Annotated in this window: 22 protein-coding genes and 2 pseudogenes; 10 read left to right on the top strand and 14 right to left on the bottom strand. The window is 46.0% G+C overall.

Translation table 11 applies throughout. From position 1 onward, the window contains the following. Positions 1 to 124 (top strand): annotated as a pseudogene (locus NDI33_RS22640) (IS5/IS1182 family transposase); the annotation flags it as partial. A gap of 84 nt (positions 125 to 208) precedes the next feature. On the opposite strand, the gene NDI33_RS22635 reads toward NDI33_RS22640, so the two are convergent. The 3 genes and pseudogenes from NDI33_RS22635 to NDI33_RS22625 form a co-directional block, all read right to left on the bottom strand. Then, a complete protein-coding gene (locus tag NDI33_RS22635; RefSeq protein WP_190675479.1) occupies positions 209 to 1,327 on the bottom strand; it encodes a WG repeat-containing protein in 1,119 nt (372 codons plus the stop codon). A gap of 211 nt (positions 1,328 to 1,538) precedes the next feature. Continuing rightward, complete coding sequence (locus NDI33_RS22630) at positions 1,539 to 1,940, bottom strand: hypothetical protein (RefSeq protein WP_190409991.1); 402 nt, start codon at positions 1,938 to 1,940, stop codon at positions 1,539 to 1,541. Between the two features lie 120 nt (positions 1,941 to 2,060). Further along, positions 2,061 to 2,253 (bottom strand): annotated as a pseudogene (locus NDI33_RS22625) (hypothetical protein); the annotation flags it as partial. A 249-nt stretch (positions 2,254 to 2,502) separates the two neighbouring features. Here NDI33_RS22625 and crcB point away from each other — a divergent pair. Continuing rightward, positions 2,503 to 2,901, top strand: a complete 399-nt coding sequence (crcB, locus tag NDI33_RS22620; RefSeq protein ID WP_190675477.1) for a fluoride efflux transporter CrcB — start codon at positions 2,503 to 2,505, stop codon at positions 2,899 to 2,901. A 220-nt stretch (positions 2,902 to 3,121) separates the two neighbouring features. Beyond that, the gene (gene mgtE / locus NDI33_RS22615) at positions 3,122 to 4,513 is read left to right on the top strand and encodes a magnesium transporter (protein WP_190675475.1); all 1,392 of its coding nucleotides are present in this window, start codon (positions 3,122 to 3,124) and stop codon (positions 4,511 to 4,513) included. Here mgtE and NDI33_RS22610 read toward each other — a convergent pair. The 7 genes from NDI33_RS22610 to NDI33_RS22580 all read right to left on the bottom strand — a co-directional run bounded on the left by NDI33_RS22610 (position 4,482) and on the right by NDI33_RS22580 (position 10,685). Continuing rightward, a complete protein-coding gene (locus NDI33_RS22610) occupies positions 4,482 to 4,706 on the bottom strand; it encodes a hypothetical protein (RefSeq protein WP_190675473.1) in 225 nt (74 codons plus the stop codon). The genes mgtE and NDI33_RS22610 overlap by 32 nt on opposite strands. Before the next feature lie 48 nt (positions 4,707 to 4,754). Continuing rightward, entirely contained in the window at positions 4,755 to 5,009 is a 255-nt protein-coding gene (locus NDI33_RS22605; RefSeq protein ID WP_190675471.1) for a hypothetical protein, read from the bottom strand. A 101-nt stretch (positions 5,010 to 5,110) separates the two neighbouring features. Further along, positions 5,111 to 6,289, bottom strand: a complete 1,179-nt coding sequence (locus NDI33_RS22600; protein ID WP_190675469.1) for an amidohydrolase — start codon at positions 6,287 to 6,289, stop codon at positions 5,111 to 5,113. Positions 6,290 to 6,875: 586 nt separating this feature from the next. Then, the gene (locus NDI33_RS22595) at positions 6,876 to 7,574 is read right to left on the bottom strand and encodes a Uma2 family endonuclease (RefSeq protein WP_190675467.1); all 699 of its coding nucleotides are present in this window, start codon (positions 7,572 to 7,574) and stop codon (positions 6,876 to 6,878) included. 136 nt (positions 7,575 to 7,710) lie between these two features. Then, entirely contained in the window at positions 7,711 to 8,397 is a 687-nt protein-coding gene (locus tag NDI33_RS22590; RefSeq protein WP_190675465.1) for a hypothetical protein, read from the bottom strand. A gap of 94 nt (positions 8,398 to 8,491) precedes the next feature. Further along, positions 8,492 to 10,150 carry a protein kinase gene (locus NDI33_RS22585; RefSeq protein WP_190675463.1) on the bottom strand — a complete coding sequence of 553 codons (1,659 nt, stop codon included), beginning with the start codon at positions 10,148 to 10,150 and terminating at the stop codon, positions 8,492 to 8,494. Positions 10,151 to 10,460: 310 nt separating this feature from the next. Beyond that, positions 10,461 to 10,685, bottom strand: a complete 225-nt coding sequence (locus NDI33_RS22580; protein ID WP_242028962.1) for a hypothetical protein — start codon at positions 10,683 to 10,685, stop codon at positions 10,461 to 10,463. A 1,029-nt stretch (positions 10,686 to 11,714) separates the two neighbouring features. On the opposite strand from NDI33_RS22580, the gene NDI33_RS22575 reads away from it, so the two are divergent. The 4 genes from NDI33_RS22575 (at position 11,715) to NDI33_RS22560 (ending at position 14,026) form a co-directional block, all read left to right on the top strand. Further along, positions 11,715 to 11,879 carry a hypothetical protein gene (locus tag NDI33_RS22575; protein ID WP_190433212.1) on the top strand — a complete coding sequence of 55 codons (165 nt, stop codon included), beginning with the start codon at positions 11,715 to 11,717 and terminating at the stop codon, positions 11,877 to 11,879. A gap of 177 nt (positions 11,880 to 12,056) precedes the next feature. Next, positions 12,057 to 12,503 carry a tellurite resistance TerB family protein gene (locus NDI33_RS22570; RefSeq protein ID WP_190428539.1) on the top strand — a complete coding sequence of 149 codons (447 nt, stop codon included), beginning with the start codon at positions 12,057 to 12,059 and terminating at the stop codon, positions 12,501 to 12,503. Positions 12,504 to 12,881: 378 nt separating this feature from the next. Further along, positions 12,882 to 13,268, top strand: coding sequence for a hypothetical protein (locus NDI33_RS22565; protein ID WP_190675489.1), 387 nt, complete (start codon positions 12,882 to 12,884; stop codon positions 13,266 to 13,268). Between the two features lie 239 nt (positions 13,269 to 13,507). Next, positions 13,508 to 14,026: a hypothetical protein gene (locus NDI33_RS22560; protein WP_190428538.1), complete on the top strand. Its 519-nt coding sequence runs from the start codon at positions 13,508 to 13,510 to the stop codon at positions 14,024 to 14,026. A gap of 129 nt (positions 14,027 to 14,155) precedes the next feature. Here NDI33_RS22560 and NDI33_RS22555 read toward each other — a convergent pair whose 3' ends face one another. After that, positions 14,156 to 14,251, bottom strand: a complete 96-nt coding sequence (locus NDI33_RS22555) for a cytochrome b6-f complex subunit PetL (RefSeq protein WP_190411348.1) — start codon at positions 14,249 to 14,251, stop codon at positions 14,156 to 14,158. A 96-nt stretch (positions 14,252 to 14,347) separates the two neighbouring features. On the opposite strand from NDI33_RS22555, the gene aroB reads away from it, so the two are divergent. Together aroB and NDI33_RS22545 are read left to right on the top strand one after the other, a co-directional pair. Further along, complete coding sequence (gene aroB / locus NDI33_RS22550) at positions 14,348 to 15,451, top strand: 3-dehydroquinate synthase (protein ID WP_190428537.1); 1,104 nt, start codon at positions 14,348 to 14,350, stop codon at positions 15,449 to 15,451. A 508-nt stretch (positions 15,452 to 15,959) separates the two neighbouring features. Continuing rightward, positions 15,960 to 17,570 (top strand): NAD(P)H-quinone oxidoreductase subunit 4, encoded by a 1,611-nt coding sequence (locus tag NDI33_RS22545; protein WP_190675461.1) that lies wholly within the window; start codon positions 15,960 to 15,962, stop codon positions 17,568 to 17,570. Between the two features lie 22 nt (positions 17,571 to 17,592). Here NDI33_RS22545 and NDI33_RS22540 read toward each other — a convergent pair whose 3' ends face one another. Together NDI33_RS22540 and NDI33_RS22535 are read right to left on the bottom strand one after the other, a co-directional pair. Continuing rightward, positions 17,593 to 17,718, bottom strand: coding sequence for a hypothetical protein (locus NDI33_RS22540; protein WP_348245671.1), 126 nt, complete (start codon positions 17,716 to 17,718; stop codon positions 17,593 to 17,595). Then, complete coding sequence (locus NDI33_RS22535) at positions 17,687 to 17,848, bottom strand: YqaE/Pmp3 family membrane protein (RefSeq protein WP_190411249.1); 162 nt, start codon at positions 17,846 to 17,848, stop codon at positions 17,687 to 17,689. Before NDI33_RS22535 ends, NDI33_RS22540 begins: the two co-directional genes overlap by 32 nt. A 401-nt stretch (positions 17,849 to 18,249) precedes the next feature. Here NDI33_RS22535 and NDI33_RS22530 point away from each other — a divergent pair, with 401 nt between their 5' ends. Next, positions 18,250 to 20,421, top strand: coding sequence for an ATP-binding protein (locus NDI33_RS22530; RefSeq protein WP_190675459.1), 2,172 nt, complete (start codon positions 18,250 to 18,252; stop codon positions 20,419 to 20,421). 128 nt (positions 20,422 to 20,549) lie between these two features. On the opposite strand, the gene NDI33_RS22525 is transcribed toward NDI33_RS22530, so the two are convergent. Then, entirely contained in the window at positions 20,550 to 20,918 is a 369-nt protein-coding gene (locus NDI33_RS22525) for a translation initiation factor (RefSeq protein ID WP_190675457.1), read from the bottom strand. Between the last annotated feature and the right edge of the window lie 266 nt (positions 20,919 to 21,184).

Genomic DNA, 21,184 nt, shown 5'->3' with positions numbered 1-21,184 from the left:
GATTCGCCGCTTCAAGATTTTTCGCATTTTTTCAGGACGTTATCGCAATCGCAGGCAGAGATTTGGTTTGCGCTTAAACCTAATTGCTGGCTTGCTGAACTACGAACTGGCACCTGCCTCCTGATTCATGCAGGAGGTCTATTCTCTTGAAGTCTCCGCGATCGCTAGTTAGACTCTCAATTCTCCTCTGTTTTTCAGATAGGAAAATTCATTGAGGAGGATTGCGGATATAGCCATATTTATTGCCAATCTTAACTTTTGCTAGCCCTTGCGAAAAAGATTGAGCGCTATCAAATTGGGGTTTAATTACGAATTTGCCACTCTTATTGATATAGCCCCATTTGTCGCCGTTCTTTACCGCTGCTAGGTCTTCTGAAAAGTTATCAATATTATCAAATTGTGGGGGAATGACAACATTGCTTGCCTTGTCAATATAGCCTACCTTAGTGTCTATCGTTATGCCCGCCAGTCCTTGAGAAAAGTCTCCACCCCAATCAAATTGGAGTGGAATAACAATATATCCCATTTTGTCAATATAGCCCCACTTATTATTACTGGATATCACTGCTAGTCCTTCCGAAAAAAACTTAGCTTCCTCAAATTCTAACGGAACAATAACGTCTCCCCGATTATCGATATAGCCCCATTTGTTGTCTTTTTTGACTGGCGCGAGTCCTAGGGCTGATTCACTGCGATCGCTTATAGAAAAAAATTCAGCCGCATCAAACTGGGGCTGAATGACAAAATTGCCTTTCTTATCGATATAGCCCCACTTTTTACCGATTTCTACCGCCGCCAGCGCTGACGCAGTGCGATCGCTTATAGAAAAAAATTCAGCAAAATCAAATTTTGGGTTAATTACCAAGTTGCCTTTCTTATCAATATAGCTCCACTTTCCATCTATCTTTACCGCTGCCAGCCCTTGAGAAAAAGCTTTAGCCAAATCATATTTTGGTTTAATGACTAAGTTGCCACTTTTATTGATATAGCCCCACTTGTTCTTTAATTTGACAGCCGCTAACCCTTGGAAAAAAGATTCGGCATTATCAAATTGAGGTTTGATTGCGAAGTTGCCTTTATTATCAAGATAGCCCCATTTGCCGTCTATTTTGACTGCTGCTAGCTCTTCTGAAAATGAATCAGCCCAGCTAAATTTAAGCGGGATGACTATTTGCGAATTACGGGCTTGTCCCTCAGTTGCATCAAAATTAACTTGGGAAGTCCGAAAATTTGAGATGGCTTCACATCCAGAAATTAGAGCGATCGCTAATCCAAACAGAAGGCTGGCAACCGCGACAAGCAATCTGTTGTGAGTTGCAATTTTCATAAAAGTACCCTATCCAATCGCAGCCAAGATTTAAGTAATCAATATTTGTTAATCATCTGAAGTAAACCCTGTTATTGTCAGTGAAATTCTAAAGCTTGCTGGTAATGCCTGACTAGATTAGGCTATCCGAATTTAGAATTTAAAAATTAGAAAGGCACCCAGCTAGCTGAGTGCCCCTGTTTTATATCGGCGCGTGATTACTGTTTCAACATCAAGAAGGGGTGCGAGGAGCTGTCAGGACATCCCAAGCCGCTTTAGCAGCTTCGGCAAGGCGATCGCCTAAAGTTGACACTTCCTTCACGATGGACTCCCAGTTCTTCTCTGCATCCATTTGAATGAGTTTAATCGAGTATGAAATTCGCTCTGGATCGAACAGCTTATCCTGTTCAATCTTCTCCCGTGCCTGTTTCACTGCATTGAGATAGGCATCGCGAGTATATTCAGTAGCAGATTTTGTTTCTACCTGCGCCCGTTTTTTAATGGCGTCAATCAGCGCCATCGTTTCACGCTTCAAATCTTCGGATTCGCCTGCCATATTTTCATCAACGATAGCCTTTGTCTCCGGGCTAACTGTTATGGCGGTTTCTGTATTATTAGGGACTTCTGTATTCATGGCTACATCTCATGAGTAGAGTTTTGAGTGAAAAAGATTAGCTTTTAGTAAGGTTCGGCTACTAATTTCACAAACCGGAAAATTGAAGAAATGCTAGTACAGACCAATAAATCATCAGCGGTAGCTAACTATTGGGGCAAGAAACGCGATCGCACGACCAATTGTGACAGCAACGGCTTGAGTTAACGTGTCGCGATTGTAGATATGGTAGAGTTCGTAAGTTCGTCACAGCTACTAAAGCAATCCCTACCAAGGCACCTGTCCAACCACCAATGAACCAGTAGCTGACGGTAATGATTGGCGCACTAAACAGACCTAATTAGGCAACGGTTTTAAACTGATTCACTCCGCTTGCTCTCGTTGAAGGCATCTGCTTAAATAAAGGGCTATATCAGAAATAGCATTTCTGTAGTATATTTCCTTCAGCCTATCGGTATAATTTCAGAGGGTTAAGGCAAAAAACGATAGCAAAGGTACGGGTTAACCAACCTAACCTCCTATGAGTAATCGCTGGATTGGAGACCCTTCATTCCCTAGTCCGAGAGTCTAATTTTCAAGTTAAATGCTGCAAGACCCCGCGATTCGTCATCCCATTGCCATCAGTTTAGGAGCGATCGCTGGAGCATTGAGTCGCTACTATCTCACCCTCTGGTTTGCCCAACGCTTCGGCACCAGCTTTCCCTACGGCACCTTTTTTATCAACCTTACAGGTTGCTTTGGGATGGGTTTTTTTGTCACTCTCGCCTTAGAACGGGTAGCGAATATTCCTCTAGATGTGCGATTGATGGTAACGACCGGCTTTTTAGGAGCTTACACAACTTTCTCCACTTATGGGTTAGAAACATCTACTCTACTGCGCGATCGCAGTTATGCCGCCGCCGGTATTTACTGGGCAGGTAGCGCCATATTTGGAATTATTAGCGTTCAGCTAGGCACGCTTCTGGCTCGGAGCGGGCGGTAGAAAAAACCCTATGACTGCTTAGCACACACCATTCCCAGAGCCTTCAATCTCGATCCTTGGAGACTAGACTGGTGCAGGAAAAATATCAACAATTGATTAAGTAGGGCGGTTGGCTCTCATTGGTGCTGCATTTACTCTTAAATCCCACGAAAACAACCGTACCAATGCCCTTTAGACTAAAAGCAGCAACAAACTTAACACTGGATTAAGAGGGTCTACCTTGACTGACACCAATACTCCTTTCCAGACAGTCTCGCGCAGCGAACTCCGGCAGCTCGTCCGAATGCAGCTGCAAATGCTGCTTGAGGCGGAAGACCTTCAGGGGGCAAAAGCAATCCTCGTCCCGGTGCAACCGGCGGACATTGCAGAAGCCATTGAAGGGTTGCCAGAGGCGATGCAAGCGATCGCCTTTCGCTTGCTCTCCAAGGACGAGGCGATTGAAGTTTATGAATATCTCGACTCTAGCGTGCAGCAGGCGCTGATTGAGGAATTCCGGCGGCAGGAAGTTCTGGACATTGTTGATAAAATGTCCCCTGATGACCGGGCACGACTCTTTGACGAACTGCCCGCTACCGTTGTCCGTCGTCTGCTCGAACAGCTCACCCCCAGCGAACGCCAAGCGACAGCTCAGTTGTTGGGTTACGAGGCGGGTACTGCTGGACGATTGATGACACCAGAGTATATCTCTTTGAAAGAAAACATGACGGTGGCGGAAACGCTGGAGCGAATTCGCAGTTTAGCCCATGCTACTGAGATTATTTATTACCTTTATATTACGGATGCTGCTCGTCACTTGTCGGGCATTTTATCCTTACGCGATTTGGTAATTGCCGATCCCGGTCAGAAGATTGGGGACATTATGACCCGTGATGTGGTATGCGTTTATACCAGTGATGACCAGGAAGAAGTGGCGCGGCTGATCGGGCGCTATGACTTTCTTGCTGTCCCGGTGGTAGACCGGGAGAAGCGTTTGGTGGGCATTGTCACCGTTGATGACGTGATTGACATCATCGAACAAGAAACGACGGAGGATATTTACAAACAGGGCGGTCTCCAGTCGGGGGGCGACAATTATTTCCAGACGGATTTGCTCACAGTGGCTCGCAAGCGTGTCGTCTGGTTATTCGTTTTGCTACTAACTAATACTGTCACCGGCACGATTATCAAAGCGGAAGAGGAAATTCTTCGGCAAGTGGTATCGCTGGCGGCGTTTATTCCCTTGTTAACTGGCACTGGCGGGAATGTCGGTTCTCAATCCTCGACAGTCGTGATTCGGGGCTTGAACACCGAAGAACTTCGAGAAATGGGGCCAGCACAGGTGGTAATGCGAGAAGCGATCGCTGGGGCGCTCCTGGGAGTGATGTTAGGCACCGTAGCCACCTTATGGGCTTTTTGGCTCCTGAATGGAGATTGGACAGTCTCTCTGGCTGTAGGAATTAGTTTGGTGGCTATCTCGGTTTTGGCATCAGTTGCAGGTTCTGGTCTTCCGTTCATCTTTCGCGCCGTCGGGTTAGATCCGGCTTTGATGTCAGCGCCGTTCATTACAACGGCAGTTGATGTATTGGGCGTACTGATTTACTTTAATTTGGCGCGGCTAATTTTGAAGTTGTAGAAGCGAGTAACTGGGTATTCAGTTGAATCAGGAAGTTATGAGAAGGTGATATCAAATCCGCTTGAGCAACCAGTGCATTCTTGTCGGCGTAGCGTCCTGAAAGGGTATAGAACCATAATTCCTGCGGCTTCGCTTTTCCCTCGCCGCTGACAAAGAGGGTTTGGGGATGAGCTTTCAAATGATGGTGATTCAAACGAATTTGATATACGTAAAATTAAACGTTGCGGATGAAATTTCGCGTCTACAATTCTGTTGCTGTATCAGGAGCAACGATTTCTCCTTCCATACTCATTAAGGCGTCTTGATCGGTAATCAAATCACTCAATTCATGGAAAGTGACGCCCATATCTTCACAAGCTTTCTTGAGTTCTCGCTTAAAGGTACCTAAATCCTCACCATAGCCTGACAAATGAGCCGCAGTTTCAACTCCCTGTTTTGCATTTGCTCTAGCACAATCAACCAGCTCTAAACCTTTCAGAGGTATTGGTGAGGCCATAAGTAGTTTTGAATTTTAAGTTGTATTATTTGCAGCATACTGAGATTTACTCCAGAGACTTATCCTTCTGGAGTTAGAAAATCGAGGGAATTTAAATGCTTTTAGCGATGGTGCCAATATTTACAGACAGCATAGGCGAGGGTAACGACGCCAGTAATAATGGCAGATTCATCCACCTCAAATTGGGGATGGTGCAGCGGGTAGTTTTTTCTGTCCGGGTATCCCACGCCTAGTCGAAACATTGTACCGGGAGCGTGTTCCAGATACATCGAAAAGTCTTCCGCACCGAGAGAGGGTTCTAGTAAAATTTGGACGCGATCGCTTCCCCACGCTTCTTTGGCAGCGGTTTCCACCATCTGAGTCAACGCTGAATCATTTTGTACAGAAGGGACTCCCCGGCGATAGTTGACTTCGCAGGTAGCACCGTAAGTTTTACAGATATTGCAGACAATCTGCTCGATCCACTGGGGTAAGGTGGCATGAGTTTCCGGATGCAGCGATCGCACAGTTCCCAATAATCGCACATGGTCGGCAATCACATTTGGGGCGCGTCCGCCCTCGATTTTACCAATCGTTAGGACGACCGGGCGCAACGGGTTCTGTGTGCGGCTAATCGCTTGCTGAAGAGAAGCGATCGCTTGCGCCGCAATCCAAATTGCATCAACTGCCTCATGAGGACGCGCCCCATGCCCAGATTCGCCTTTAATAATAATCTCCAGATCGTCTGCGGCTGCTGTCAAAGCACCGTAACGAATTCCCACCGATCCCGCCGAAATAGAAGGGAAAACGTGAACGCTCATAATCGCGCTGACATTCTGCATCACCCCATCTGCAACCATCCACCCAGCTCCTTGGGCAATTTCTTCGGCTGGCTGGAACAGAAAGCGCACATCTCCTGGCAAGGCCTCTCCGAGCTGAGATAGTATCATCGCCGTGCCTAAACCGACTGTGGTGTGGACATCGTGACCGCAGGCGTGCATAATTCCTGGAAGACGCGAGGCATACTCTAAACTGGTGCGTTCTAGAATGGGCAAAGCATCCATATCAGTGCGAATTGCCAGCAGTCGATCGTCGATGCCTTGTCCTTTTAACTCTCCAATTACGCCAGTTTTACCCACCGCTTCTTGGACATGAAGCCCACAGGAAGACAGCACGCCAGCAACATAGGCAGCAGTTTGGTATTCTTGACCGCTTAGTTCTGGGTGAGCGTGGATATGTCGTCGGATTTCAATCAGGCGAGGCGCTAGTTTTTCGGCAATGTCTTTAATACGAGTCAGCACGGATTTATTAATTGAGTGAACGCTTATTTCATGATAAGAGTGGTTAAAAATCTCAACTGCCCTTTAGTCATTCAATTATAAGGACTGTGAGCGATTGCTGGATAATGGGTAAATAGAAAGCAATTGCAGAATAGTTACAAAAGTAGTGATTCTAAGCCTTGACAAAAACACGGCAGAGGCTATAAAGAGCTAGCTGGACGTGATGCGATCGCTACTGGGATCGATTGATTTCAAAACGTACTATTAACAATCATTCCTAAATCTAAATACCTTTCCACCCACATAGTCGCATTTACAGATTTCGATACTGTATTCATAATCATTCGGGTGAGAATCGCCAATTTCAAAACAGTTTTTAGGCGATTTCCAGAGGTTATAAAAATCAATTAAATTTAGTATTGCCGGAAGAGTTACTTTATCAAAAAGAAAAAAGCTACCCACTGCTGACAAGTAGCGATCGCCTTCAGCTAATTATGGAAAGCTTGTAGTCATGTATCTGCTTGAGCGATCGCTTATATTAGCCCGTTGCTAAGGTCTAGACATATCGGTAGCCTGCAAAACCCAGCTTAGGTGAACTAACGAGATATCAAGCTAGCGAGTCTGGATCTAACCCTATCGCACGAAGTTGTTTTGCTAGAATCTGGGCGCGTTGTTCGGCAAGTTGGGCGCGTTGTTCGGCAAGTTGGGCGCGTTCTTCCGGTGTCAGCAATCTTTGTCCTTGTTCGTCGTACCAGTACAGCCACTCCCGCGTTATTCCTTGATAAATTCCTCGTTCTGCACCAATCGCCAATCCCATTTCAGGTAGCCAAACCGGATTTCCTGGCTGCAATACATATTCGCCATCAACCAACCGATGCACTTCCAAATGCGGCTTTCTGCGACGGCGTGATGAATAAATTATGTAGTACAAAACCCCTAAATTTGCATAATCTAGCTTTTTCTGGCTGTATTCTTTCCGATAAGTTTGGGATACAACCTCTAACACCATCGTGGGCACACTTTCTTCTTCCCAAGTCGCATAACTTAAGCGCAGTTCTTCATCAAAAAACCGCTCAACTCCTAAGCTAAGAAATCCATCGGGTACAATGGCTGGTTGATCCGGATCGTAGTAAATTCCCATATCTACGCCAAAAAACCAATCCATGCGATCTGCCCAAGCCATAGCCAATATAGCTTTTAGCAAACCGGGGATTAAATCTTGCAGTTCATTATCCACAGGCGTTTCGTCAGAGTCGGGTAGCTCCTCGGAAGAGGGAAAATACTTCGGTGGCTTGTACTCTAACATGACTAATTTCCCTAAGACTACTGAACTCTATGATAAATAAGTAGGTACAAAAAAAAAATTAGAGAAATCTGTTTTCTAAAAAACAGATTTCTCTAATTTTATCCAAAACAGGTAGAGTTGTCGCTTAAATAAAGACTTAATCGCAGACTGCAAAATTCCTTTGTTTGCCCTCTACGAAGTACAAAGCTTCAGAACAGTAAGCAAGAGAATCTACATCTAGTTGTTTGGGTGGTTCATCGGTTTTACTAACTTTCCACAATTCAATCGCTGGTGTATTGATATAGGTTTTTTCTTCTGGAGATTCCGCTTTCAAAGGACTATACTTGCGGTTCGCCAAACCTTTTTCTTTTGCAGGCTTGAAGTCCATTGAAGTGTAAATTACACCTTCTTCTGGCTTCGTAACGCGCTTATAATCTTTCACGAGCGATCGCTCAAACTTTTCATTGCCTTGATTCAGGGCGATTTGAAATCGGAAATCAGCCGTTTCTTCAGCCACTAACAACATGGCATAGTCTTTCAACCCATCTTGATTAAAATCAGCCGAGAAGATGCTGCAAGTAAACTTCTTGTCCGGAGTTTCACTAGACTTAAAGTTGCGAATCGACGGTACAAAATCGGATTCCTTGGCGAGGCGATGTTCGCCAAGGGTTGCTTTCACAGGTTGCGGGACTTCGCCTTGACACTGCAAATTGGGTAACTCAGCCACTGTTGAGGGAGTTGGGGAAGTTGTCGATGTTGTTGATGTGGACTGGTTGGAATTTGTTGTAGAGTTACAAGCACCCAACATCAGAACCATTGCCAATAAGAAAATTTTTTTTATCATGAGCTGCTAATTAAATCTGTCTGCTCAAGTAGAGCTTCCAAGGCGCGATCGCAAATTCCGGGGATTAAGCGATCGCGGCTCAGGCGACACGTCATTAACGCCAACCTAACCAACGCAGAAAAGGCACAACCAAGTAGTAACTCACGCCCAGCCAGAAGGCAATCGTGACACCCAGGAGACTGAAAAAACCAAGGCTAGGAAGGAGATCGAACGAACTAAGAGTAAAGAACCCTAAACCCCCAAAGATTCCGGCTGTGCCAGCTGCGGCGACAATGGCGTGAACCAGTTGATGGCTGGGCAAACCAAGACCGAGCGTTAACGGGCCAACAGCAACTGCAATCAACGTGACCATTTGCAGCACCGTTCCAGCAGGCATCAGATGGCAAACCAGCCACCCTAGCCCATAGCCAAAGACACCCATTAGTCCAGCCACTAAACGGCGCTTGCGTTGACCAAAGCCACCAGCTTCAGTAAGACCCCAAGCCGTTCCCCATCCAGCGAATGCAAATAGCAGAATGGCTTGTCCGACTGGGGGTGGAATATAGGGGAAAACAGGTGGTAGCTGCGCCAGCAAAGCAGCGAAATGAGTCCCTAAAGGGAACACATAAGCCAAAGAAAAACCAGTAACAGCAAACACCCCCCCCGCAATTCCGCCAACAAGCATCTCCCAAAGCGTATCCAGGCAAGCTGTCACAACTTTAGCGATCGCTCGAACCACGAAAAGAGCCGTTTGACCCGCTAGCGTCACAATAGAGGCGATCGCCACCCACAAAAGCTTTAGGCTTCTGCTAGCGATGGTCGCGATCGCATCCGAGAAAGACTGCGGAACCTGACTGGTTTTCGTCTTCATGGAAGAATCCCCAGCCAGACGCTGCTGAATTTCCACAGCCGTCCCCGGTCGCTGGCGCACATCAGGCTGCACCATATCATCCAGCAAATCGGCGAAGGCGGGACTCACCGGGGCGCAATGACGCCAACGTAACTCTCCTGTCGCCGGGTCTTCCAACTCTGGGGGATATCGACCCGTGAGCAAGTGAATCATCGTTTGACCCAGCGCATAGAAATCTGCCGCCGGTCCCACCGCACCTCCAAAAATCTGCTCCGGCGGACTGTATCCGGGAGAAATCAAACGCGTTGAACTTGCCTCTTGTCCCACTTGGACAGTGCCTATCTGTTTTGCCCCGCCAAAATCAATTGCCACCAGTTGCCCGGTTTCCTGGCGCAGCATCAAGTTGGAGGGTTTAATATCTCGGTGAATAATCTGCCGCCGATGCAACTCTTGTAAAATATCGAGCGCTTGCTTCAGCCAATTCGCCACCAGCGGCTCGGGACACCCTTGGGGATAGTGGCGCTCCAGGATATCCTGCAATGTCTGACCGTCGATTTTTTCCATTACCAGACAAGGCAGACGCCGGTAAGAGGGATGACCCAAATTCACTACAAAATAGCTATCTGGCTCGACGCTAGGGACACCCGGATGATGCAGACTTGCTAAAACAGATGCTTCTTGCTCAAACAGTTCCTGCGCCTTTGATGAAGATTCCAGTAATACCTTCAGCACCCGGTCTTTTGCCAACTGCAAATCCCAGACTGTATAAATAGCAGCGAATCCCCCAGATCCTAAAGTCTGGAGAGGAATATAGCGATTGTTCAGATGTAGCGGTGCCCCACAACAGTTGCAAAATTTGTTTCCCCAAGGCTGGGGATAGGGACGCGAACAATCGGGATTAATACAGTGGGCAGCACTGGTCACAGACTAGAATTAGATGAAAACACAAGCTCCCTCGATTCTACTCGACGCCTCAGACTAACCGGAAAACCCGCCAGGATAATCTTCACCAGCGATAAGTAAATACGATACTACCAGCCCTTGAGGAACTTTATCTTTGTTCTAGAACCGACTGAGCGCTTGATAAGGGCATGGTGATTCTTAAAACGATATCCATTGGGTGGTATCGGGCGCAATCTAATAATTTAAATCGTTTAGATACAAACAAAGCCGGAGAGTTGCTTCTCCGGCTTTGTTTTCACTTGTCGTGCTTCTTTAATGTATTACCAAAAACTTATTTGGCAGAGAGAGTAGTAGCGGTCTGCTGTTGAATCCATGCTGAATGCAAGTCCTCCTCTACAAAAGCCTTTTTCCCAGACTTTAAACTTTCAGCTATAAGCACTTTGATGGTTGGTAAATAAACCCCATTAACCATTTCATGTCCGTAACCAACCACTTTGCCAAAATGCCCAGTTTTCTGGCTAAGAACATCATCCCCTATGGCAAACATGATTTCCATCCTTTTGCGGTGATTCTTTTACTAATCTAATTACTGGTTTCAACCTTTGCTTCTATCAAAGGGAAGGAGTAGCTGTTCCAAAGAAATACCCACATATTAAGTCATTAAGTGCTTTTGAATACATTACTCTGTAATTTTTTTGTTTTTTTAAAACAAACTAATTTTTTTTGATAAGCTGTAATGTGGAACCAAAAGTTGCCAATTTTACAAGTTGCCGACAGTCTAACAAATTGAAAGGATCATTTATCTGATTCTCTCCGTTAATCCTTTCTTCAAGCCTATAGCAAGCACAAACAGCAAAATTAAATAATAATATTAAAGGTAAAAGAGATCCAATATTTATGGCTAAGAATGAATTCCTAAATCAACTGCTTATAAATAAATTTTAAAAACATTATTTAACTAGCAATTGCTGTAGCTAGAAACGGAGAAAGAGTATACAAGAAGCAATTAATTCCCAAAGATAAAAACCTCAACATCTTCCCTTAATTGGGAAAATGTTGATTTTCTTGAAAAATTAAGACGATCGGGAAGCTGAGAAAAACTAAAGTTTACGAGAAACTTGGACGCGATCGCTTTCTTAGGAAAAGTTTTTTCTTGCAAGTTTAGAGGGAACTTGGAACCAAATCTCGGTATCAAGAGCAAACCCAAAAACGCAGGAATCGTTGAAGTGGGCGAACTGACAAGTCAGCGCGAGGCTAACGCCTCGCTTCGCTGTTTTCATGCCCAAGGGGCTGTACGCTATCGCGCACCTCATTATAAAAAACATTTAAGTATAAAAAATCAAGAACTAAAAACCTGAAGCTTTGCTAAATGACTCAATTCGTCGATTGCCTCAGTATTATTGCTGTTGAGATTAGTATTTATAGTTTCATAAGACTTACCAGCCTGTTGAGTCAAACCCGTGTAATTACCGGGACATTAGTGGCTCTTAGGCTAAATCTAGTGATTCTTCTGAGGAAATGAGTAGCCAGTGTGTGGAGTAATAAGGGAAGAACAACAACAGCCCAGAGCTGGGAAGGCTAAACCATGACGACCTACATTACTTTTGAAACCGCGCTACGGATGCTTGAAAACGCCTATTTAGCTTCAGTTATCTTCCTCCTTGCGGCTTCTTACCTGGGTTTAATCGCAATCGACAAGATTGAAAAAGCTAGCGACAACGCCCCCTCACGGCAACTCGGTTCTCGTTGAACAGCGATCGCTAAAAGTTCTCGCTCAAATAGTTTGACTGTTAAAAATACTCATCTAGGACTCGCGTCATACTCAACCAAGCTGCGAATTGAAGTTGACAGGCTTCTGGAATCATCAGCATCAATCGTGTAGGACAAGTAAATACCTACCTACTATGCCCCTAAGGAGTAGACTGCGATGGGCTTGTTTGACAAAGTATTCAGTACTCAGAACAAAGTTCAAGAAACGCTTAGTCCAACGGAAGCATTTGCTGCTATTACCTTAGCTGCTTGTGCCTCTGACGGATACCTCTCCGACGAAGAAGCACGAGGCATTTCTTCTACACTGTCTCGAATGAAACTCTTCAGAAGTTATCCAGACGATGTGATGAGACGGATGTTTGATAAACTTCTCGGTATTCTTAAACGACAAGGCCCTAGCGGGTTGGTTAAAGCGGCTCGTGAATCTCTTCCTCACGATTTACAGGAAACGGCTTTTGCAGTGGCAACCGATCTCGTCTTAGCCGATGGCATCGTTACCGAAGAAGAACAGAATTTTTTAAATGATTTGCATCAAGCTTTAGAGATTTCCACGGAAACGGCGGTGCAGATTGTGCAAGTGATGTTAATTAAAAACCGAGGTTAAACCTATCCCCTCACCCTTTCGGATTAAATCTCGATAAATATTCTTCAGTAGAGACTAAATGACCCCTGTTAAGGGGTTTTTTTTTCTGGTTACGATTCCCGGTATGCGCTCAGCACTCACATCGCTCAGAAATGTCTCAAATTTCTACTTTTTATCCAATTTTTATCAAGCTGTCTTCGTAGAGCATCTATATACTCTTGCGATCGCCATAACAGCGATCGCGCAGTCATTCTACTGTCTGGCGCTACTGACAAGGTTCTGCTTATACTTTCTAAAATAATTTATTTCTTCATCCTCCTAGGGGTATATTTTACTCTTTCTTTAGGTATACTTGGCAGAACCGCAAACACAGTTAGGAAGGAAACCTAAATGTCAGGAATGAACTACTTAGAGTTAGAACAAGAAATTGCCAAGATGGCTAGGGCGATGATGACCCGCAATAGCCAGATTGGGAAAGACCTGATAGCGAATTTGAGAAGTCAGATGACCCTCGAAGAGATCGGTGGCATGATGCTGGTGAGTATCGAACGTTTAATCTGGTTTGACAGCGATTCAGTGTTGTGGACGATAGAGAATCTCATTCCTGCCGATGTAATGCAAGAAATTCGCACCATTACTTCAGTAGCTGTCGGCAAACGTTTGATTTGCAAAGGATTTATGCCAGGAAAAGATTTTAGTGTCGATGCATCTGGCAAACTGCTACTCAACGACAAAGCGAAAACAGCGATATTACCTCTGGCGACTCTAACTCCTTTGAAAAGTTGAAGATGCCGTCAGACGATTGGCTGGAAAGCACAACGCTAGCCTAGGGAAACGTCCTCAAGCATTGTGCTACAAGTCCAATCCTGGATGGGTAAACATCTCCATCTCTAGTGAGTCACAGGATTTATAGTGATAAGAATCACTAATGAGTCAAATGGGTATCACACCCCCTAAACAGATTCGATCACCGAGGGGTATAAGTAAATGCAAGATACTCAATTTAGAGGATTCTGTGACTTACGATGCCCGACAAAGCCCTCATCACCAAACCGATTAATCAACCCACAGAAATCTTAAGCCAGTTGCACAGCGGACAGCTCCTCCGGGTCAATGGTTGTCGCAGCAGCGCCTTAATTATCTGTCATCGCCACCATGCAGAATTGGCGGGTCCTGGTGCAGGGATTGGCAGTCTGTTTGATATTAATTGTAGCCGGGTGATTCCCATTGGCAACCCGTCAGTGGTTTGCCCTGAGTCTCGCGCCGAGCGACAAAAAGCTTATGAAATTCGGCAACAATGGATTCGCTTTACTCAAAAAGCAATGGAGTATTGCGTGCCGTTGCAGCGTGCCCGTGTCATTTTAGTTGTATTTGAAAAATACTTTGGTCTTGAAGCGACTGCCCAAATGCCGGATGAGATTCTGGCTCAATTGGTGGGAGTTTTGCCAAAAACAATCCAAATGGCGCGTCGAGTGACTAGCAAGCCCTGTGAGAGTACCCCAAAGCAATCTACAGTCAAGGTGTTAAGTCTAACAGAAGGATGAGAGATGAAAGGATTCGTTGATTCGTCTTCTTGTCTCCTTCTGTAACCTGCGTTTAGCAAGGATAAAGTAACAAAGAAGTACAGAACGAACAATTCCTTCATCGTTCATCCTTCGCCAGCAGGCTGGTGATTAGATCAGCTTGATGGCGCGGAGACCGAAATACAGCCCCACAGCAACAGCAAAAGCACCACCCAAAAGTAAGAAGTAAGCGATCGCTCCAGAGATTTCCATTTTTCCGATAGAACGCAATATCCACCATTGAAACATCAAGTGGAGTAGAATACAGCCCACGGGCGCTTGTTGGTTGATGGGGTATGGTTTATGGAATCGGTGATTCGGGTTAATTTACCGCAGCAGGCTTACGAAATTGCGATCGCATCTTCTGGTCTAGGGCAACTAGGCGCTAAGATGACCAGTTTGAACTTGGGGAAGAAAGTGTTGGTTGTTTCTAACCCAGAAATTTTTCGGCACTATGGTCAAGAAGCGATCGCATCCCTGAAAGAAGCTGGTTTTGACGTTACCGAACTAACCCTTCCCGCTGGCGAACGCTACAAAACCCTCGACTCTGTCCAAAAAATCTACGACGCTACCTTAGAAAATCGCCTAGAACGCTCTTCAACGCTTGTTGCGGTAGGCGGTGGCGTAATTGGTGATATGACTGGCTTTGCTGCCGCTACTTGGCTGCGGGGAATTAACTTCGTACAAGTTCCGACAACACTCTTATCAATGGTTGATGCTGCCATTGGCGGCAAAACCGGCGTTAATCATCCCCAAGGAAAAAATTTAATTGGTGCCTTCCATCAGCCGCGACTGGTTTTAATTGACCCAGAGGTGCTGAAAACCTTACCAGTGCAGGAGTTTCGTGCGGGGATGGCAGAGGTGATTAAGTATGGGATTATCTGGGATGCTGATTTATTTGAGCAGATGGAGCGATCGCCATATCTTGACTCACTCCCCTCTCTAGACGCTGGTTTATTACAAGAAATCCTGGCACGATCCTGCCAAGCCAAAGCCGATGTCGTCAGCAAAGATGAAAAAGAAGCCGGACTCCGCGCCATTCTCAACTACGGTCACACCATCGGTCATGCTGTAGAAAGCTTAACCGGCTACCGTGTCGTGAACCACGGGGAAGCAGTAGGGATTGGGATGGTCGCGGCGGGTCAGATTGCGGTTAACCTTCAGATGTGGGACAAGGCAGACGCCCAACGTCAAGATGCCCTAATTCAAAAAGCCGGATTACCCACCCAGCTACCAGCAGGGCTAGACATCGAAGCAATTATTGAGACGCTGCAAACCGATAAGAAAGTGAAAGATGGAAAGGTGCGGTTTGTCCTTCCCACCCAGATTGGGGCAGTAACTGTAACCGACCAAGTGCCGTCAGATGTAATACGACAGGTGCTGCAACAAATGGTTACTCACCAGTAATTTGTAAGCGCAAAAAGCTACACTGAGCCAACTGTTTTCGTCAAACGTCTCTGTTTATAGGGGCTTTCCGATGATTCACTTTGGCATCATCTGTCCTACCGCCTCCGGTCATGTCAACCCGATGACGACTTTAGGCTAAGAATTGGTTTCTCGCGGTCATCGCGTCACTCTATTCGGGAAGCCTGTATTGGCGTTGCATTAACTGAGCAAGGGTCTTTGGGCGCTCTTGAGCGCATTAGTTATGGCATTCTTATCAAATATTTACTCGAAGATGGCGATCGCAGCCGTCTTTTTTTTGCCTAGATGCTTAACATAAAAATTTTTAAATTAACATATTGCAACATTTAAACAACTAGAGCTATATTCGTAGGGTAAGTATAAATTCCTAAGACATCACTTCTGATTGAGTCTATACAGGAAACTTTGGCGAAGTACAGGTTGCTCTGTTGAGTGCCTGCAATACGCCACCTAAATGCCGCAATATCGCCTCAACCTTGGGTAGGTTCTGATGATCAGTACTCAATTTCCGTGGCTCACCACGATTATTCTGCTGCCGTTACTCGCTTCCTTCGCCATCCCCGTACTACCGGATAAAGACGGCAAGACCGTCCGCTGGTACGCATTGGGAGTAGCGTTAGTAGATTTTGCTCTGATTGTTTATACCTTTTGGCGTCACTACGATTTAAAAAACCCAACATTTCAGTTAGTTGAAACCTATTCTTGGGTGCCTCAACTCGGTCTAAATTGGTCTGTAGCGGTGGATGGGCTGTCTATGCCGTTGATTGCTTTGACCGGCTTAGTCACCACCCTAGCTATCTTCGCGGCTTGGAACGTTACAAATAAGCCACGTTTGTTTTACTTCCTGATGCTGGCAATGTACAGCGCCCAGATTGGTGTTTTTGCTGCTCAGGATATGCTTTTGTTCTTCCTGATGTGGGAACTAGAGTTAGTGCCGGTGTACCTGCTCATCTCCATTTGGGGAGGGCCAAAACGTCAGTATGCTGCAACCAAATTTATCCTTTACACTGCCTTAGGCTCGGTGTTCATTTTAGTTGCCGGTTTAGCGATGGCTTTCTATGGCGATACCGTCACCTTTGACATGGCGGAACTGGCAGCCAAGCATTATCCCTTAGCATTGGAACTCCTGGCCTATGCTGGGTTCTTGATTGCCTTCGGCGTCAAACTGCCAATTTTCCCGCTGCACACTTGGCTACCTGATGCTCACGGCGAAGCTTCCGCCCCCGTCTCGATGATTTTGGCTGGGGTGTTGCTGAAAATGGGCGGCTATGCGCTAATCCGCATGAATATCGAAATGCTGCCTAGCGCCCATGTTTATTTCGCCCCAGTACTCGTGATATTGGGTGTCGTCAACATTGTCTATGGTTCTTTAAACGCTTTTGCTCAAGGCAATCTCAAACGACGGCTAGCTTGTTCTTCGATTGCCCACATGGGCTTTGTACTGATTGGAATTGCCTCGTTCACTGACTTAGGGCTAAACGGTGCAGTTCTGCAAATGGTTTCCCACGGGTTGATTGCAGCGGCGCTGTTCTTCCTCTCAGGCGTTACCTACGAACGCACCCACACCCTGATGATGGAAAAAATGGGGGGCATGGCGAAACAAATGCCTAAAGTCTTTGCTTTGTTCACCGCCGGTTCAATGGCTTCTCTCGCCTTACCAGGGATGAGTGGATTTGTCGGGGAATTGACAGTCTTTTTAGGCTTCACCATGAGCGATGCTTACAGTTCCACTTTCAAAGTAGTGGTAGTATTGCTGGCTGCGGTGGGATTAATTCTGACGCCAGTTTATTTGCTCTCTATGCTGCGGCAGGTGTTCTACGGTAAGCAACATCAAGAGTTGGTAACAGATTTAGTCTTGCTGGATGCCCAGCCGCGCGAGGTGTTTATTGCCGCTTGCTTAATTATTCCGATTATCGGAATTGGTTTCTATCCCAAGGTGGCAACTCAAACCTACGATGTGAAGACTGTAGCGATCGCTGCCCAGGTTCACAATGCACTGCCTCTAGTCGCTCAAACCAAAGCGCCTCTCTACTCGCGCGGTTTGGTTGCACCAACTTTACCCGCTACTGCGGCTGGAAATTTGCTGAGTGCAGCTGAGTAATTGACTCGACTGTCCTTAGAAATCAATCGTGCTGATTTAAGGAGCCATCTTCATGGCTCCTTGTTTCTTTTGGATGGAGCCGAATGGTTAGGTTGTGGGGAATGGAGGAGCGATCGCTATTTTCTCGAAATAATAATCCACACCGCATGAATGATTCCGGGAAAATAACCTAGAAAAGTCAAGACGAGATTGATCCAAAAGTCTCTTCCAAAGCCAACTTGCAAGAAAACGCCCAGCGGTGGCACAAAAATAGCGATCAGGATACGGAAGAAATCCATAAAAACACCTTTTGAGAATTAATGGGAATATTTTCTAGGATCTCATTGATTTGGGGAATTCTTCTCTCTATTCCGATAGAACTGTCAATCTATCGGTGAGTAGATAAAACAACTTTACTGTTATCTTTGCTACTAAAATGCTAAAAATCTTTAATGTTTAAAAATATTAAGTCAGTCGTCAGTAGAGAGGAATTTTGGGAACGGGAATTGCGGGCGATCGCCGAGAAGCAATGGTTTGTGTGAGACTATCGCGGAAATCCTCACAACATCAAGCTGGGCTGCATATTTATCAACAAGGCAGGAACTTTTTTGGGGAAAATCAGTCTAAGATGCGATGCTGCCCCAAAGAATATGAAGTTATTCTATTAAGAAAATAAAGGCACAAATAAGCAGAGCTATTATTGCAACAAATCCGGCAAAATCTGAGCATTGCTGATATGGGTATTACTGCTGATACAGAAGCGTTGTCTAGGCGGCTAAAGGGTGCAATGGTAAATGATCTAGACCAGCAGATTGAAGATTCCCTACAGCGGCTTGAGCATCTGTGGCAATGTGCTGGAAAGTTACCGATGTCTCACCAGGAGCCGCTCGTGGATGCTCTGAAAAAACTATCGACCCAGCTGCAAGAAATGCAGGCCGTCATTGAGCAACTGCGCCAACAAATTCAGCAAGAATTCGCTAACAAAAATCACGCAGGACTCAAAGAACAGCAGCGTTCCCCAACCGAAGGTGAGTTTATTTTCCTTTCCACTCACCAAAAAGCTTTACAAGCAATCGAGCCTGCTTATAGCAACTCAGAGGTGGTTTCCCAGGGAAAGGGGATTGGCTTTTTGGTGACAAATCCAGAAGCCGTAATTTTATCAGCCAACCGGACTAGCGGTGAGTGGCTCGAAAGCGTTCAAGAAAGCTTAGTCGGTAAGGCGCTGGTGGAGTTCGTGGTCACGGATGCTCGCGACGACTTTCAGACTCAGCTCAGCGCCCTACAACAGGGATTTGTTGTCAATAACTGGGAAATCTGCCTGCAAACAAGGCAGGGTAGGACATTTAAGGCTATCGTCACTGTCGAGCCAGTGCAAGAGCCGCAACATCTGCAAGTCGTAGGTTTGCGCTGGCTGCTGCAACAAATGCTTCCGTGTCAAGCCGAGCGGGTAGTAGATTTTTCGGGGACAAATTGGGAGTGCGCCGAGAGAGATATAGAAAATCAGGTTGAGGGAAAAATTGCCCAAAATGATAGCGGGGTAAGGGATACGAGGTTGCAAAAAACGCTGCACGAGCAACCCCACGACCAGCTCAATCGCGATCGCACAATCCACTTGCAACAGATCCTTGACTTTGAAGCAATGCTTAAACGCATTACTGACAAAGTTCGTGATAGCCTCGACGAAAACCATATTTTGCAAACTGCTGTCGAAGAATTAACGTTAGTGTTGGGGATTGAAGGCTGCGATACAGCTTTATACGATGCCAATCAAACCACGGCAACAATCGCTCACGAATACACCCAAGGATTGCCATCGGCACTAGGAAAAGTCGTCACAATTTCTGACCTTTTTCAAGACGATGCTCAATTACTGAAAGGTCAGTATTTCCAGTTTTGTTACCTAATCCCTGAGATTCGAGGATCGGTGGCTATCCTAGCTTGTCCGATTTTTGATAGCCAAGCAGTATTTGGGGATCTCTGGTTATTTAAGCGGCAGGAGGAAGCTTTCAACGAGCTAGAAATCCAGCTTGTGCAGCAAGTGGCGTCTCAATGCGCGATCGCAATTCGGCAAGCTCGACTCTACCAAGCAGCACAAACGCAAGTCGCAGAACTGGAAAAGCTGAATCGCCTCAAAGATGACTTTCTCAGTACCGTTCCCCATGAATTGCGATCGCCAGTTGCCAACATGAAAATGGCGATTCAGATGTTGGGGATTGCCTTGAATAAAGACCACGGACTGTTTGCAGAACTCTCGAAGCCGCCCGCAGAAAGAAACAAAGTGGCTCGCTACTTCCATATTTTGCATAACGAATGCGAGCGAGAAACCAACTTGATCAACGATCTACTAGAGTGGCAGCGAATCAATGCAGAGATTCAGCCTTTGGTACTGACAAGCATTCAGCTAGAAGATTGGCTTCCCACAATTGTAGAAACTTTTCAAAAGCCAGCCCAAGAACGCGATCGCCACTTAGAAATTCACCTTGAGTCCGAACTGCCTCCGTTAATTTGCGATCGCACCAGTTTAGGACGCATATTCAGCGAGTTACTCAACAATGCCTGCAAGTACACGCCATCAGCCGAACGGATTGCAGTAAAAGCACGTAGCGTCGCAGATAAGATGGAAGTGAGCGTAATAAATACTGGCGTGGAAATTCCAGCCAGCGAGCGCGAACGAGTATTTGAAAAGTTTTACCGGATTCCCAACTCCGATCCCTGGAAGCAAGGCGGGACTGGCTTGGGACTGGCGCTGGTCCAGAAATTGGTTGCCAATTTAGGAGGCACGATTCATCTAGAAAGTGCTGCCAATTACACTTGCTTTACAGTGTCGTTGCCGCTGAAGCCTTCGACTGTTACTGAAGCGCAACCTTCCTGAGAAATGTGCCTTACTCAAGCTGACTAAACCGGCGATTATCGGTGTTTTTCCACTCCTATCGAGAGAGCAATTGATAATCCTAGATCCGTACTTTGATTTCTAGCATTTCATCCTGTTTCCAACTAAAGTCAGCCGCCACTGATTTTCGCTTTGTAGCCCAAAGTTGCGAGAACTTGGACGAGTTTCTGAGTATGATCGCCCTGAATTTCAATCGCATTTTCCTTCACTGTGCCCCCCGTGCCGCACTGAGCTTTCAACTGTTTCGCTAGGGCTTCCAGTGTTTCTGGTTTTACCTGAAAGCCACTAATTACAGTTACAGTTTTGCCCTTTCTTCCTTTCCGAGATGCCTGAACCTTGAGGTTTTGCTGATTGGGCGGTAGTTCTGGCACGGGTCGTTCTAAGGCATCTGAATTATCGGTGTTTCCGAATTCCGAGTAAATAACGCGATTTTGAGCGGGTGTTTTAGAACTGGATGCTTTGCCCTTGGAAGAAGACATAACAGTGAGTCGGGTATAAGTTATTCAAGAACAGATTAGATCGAGGAGGAGCCGGAAATCTCTTCAAAATTTGGGCGCGAGTTTTGTCCGCGATTTATTCAGATGTAGCAGTTCTCAATGAAAGTGTGAGATACATCTGTAAGAGCGCACCTGTCTACCCTGTAGGGCAACTTTAGCGAATTTGCTAAATCTCGCCGCCAAAATCAAACCAGTCGCCGCCGTCTTCAAATGCCACTCCAGTTCCTATCTCAACGGCTGCTCCTCCC

The sequence above is a fragment of the Trichocoleus sp. DQ-A1 genome, from assembly GCF_039961955.1.
Lineage (GTDB): Bacteria > Cyanobacteriota > Cyanobacteriia > Cyanobacteriales > FACHB-T130 > FACHB-T130.
The sequence above is the reverse complement of the archived record's forward strand: the minus strand, read 5'-3'. Positions and strand labels throughout refer to the sequence as shown.

Bases quoted from the DNA above. Each gene is read 5' to 3' on its own strand.
- NDI33_RS22635 (WP_190675479.1), bottom strand. From the start codon at position 1,327: ATGAAAATTGCAACTCACAACAGATTGCTTGTCGCGGTTGCCAGCCTT.
- NDI33_RS22630 (WP_190409991.1), bottom strand. From the start codon at position 1,940: ATGAATACAGAAGTCCCTAATAATACAGAAACCGCCATAACAGTTAGC.
- crcB (WP_190675477.1), top strand. From the start codon at position 2,503: ATGCTGCAAGACCCCGCGATTCGTCATCCCATTGCCATCAGTTTAGGA.
- NDI33_RS22605 (WP_190675471.1), bottom strand. From the start codon at position 5,009: ATGGCCTCACCAATACCTCTGAAAGGTTTAGAGCTGGTTGATTGTGCT.
- NDI33_RS22595 (WP_190675467.1), bottom strand. From the start codon at position 7,574: ATGTTAGAGTACAAGCCACCGAAGTATTTTCCCTCTTCCGAGGAGCTA.
- NDI33_RS22590 (WP_190675465.1), bottom strand. From the start codon at position 8,397: ATGATAAAAAAAATTTTCTTATTGGCAATGGTTCTGATGTTGGGTGCT.
- NDI33_RS22580 (WP_242028962.1), bottom strand. From the start codon at position 10,685: ATGGAAATCATGTTTGCCATAGGGGATGATGTTCTTAGCCAGAAAACT.
- NDI33_RS22575 (WP_190433212.1), top strand. From the start codon at position 11,715: ATGACGACCTACATTACTTTTGAAACCGCGCTACGGATGCTTGAAAAC.
- NDI33_RS22570 (WP_190428539.1), top strand. From the start codon at position 12,057: ATGGGCTTGTTTGACAAAGTATTCAGTACTCAGAACAAAGTTCAAGAA.
- NDI33_RS22565 (WP_190675489.1), top strand. From the start codon at position 12,882: ATGAACTACTTAGAGTTAGAACAAGAAATTGCCAAGATGGCTAGGGCG.
- NDI33_RS22560 (WP_190428538.1), top strand. From the start codon at position 13,508: ATGCCCGACAAAGCCCTCATCACCAAACCGATTAATCAACCCACAGAA.
- aroB (WP_190428537.1), top strand. From the start codon at position 14,348: ATGGAATCGGTGATTCGGGTTAATTTACCGCAGCAGGCTTACGAAATT.
- NDI33_RS22545 (WP_190675461.1), top strand. From the start codon at position 15,960: ATGATCAGTACTCAATTTCCGTGGCTCACCACGATTATTCTGCTGCCG.
- NDI33_RS22540 (WP_348245671.1), bottom strand. From the start codon at position 17,718: ATGCGGTGTGGATTATTATTTCGAGAAAATAGCGATCGCTCCTCCATT.
- NDI33_RS22535 (WP_190411249.1), bottom strand. From the start codon at position 17,848: ATGGATTTCTTCCGTATCCTGATCGCTATTTTTGTGCCACCGCTGGGC.
- NDI33_RS22525 (WP_190675457.1), bottom strand. From the start codon at position 20,918: ATGTCTTCTTCCAAGGGCAAAGCATCCAGTTCTAAAACACCCGCTCAA.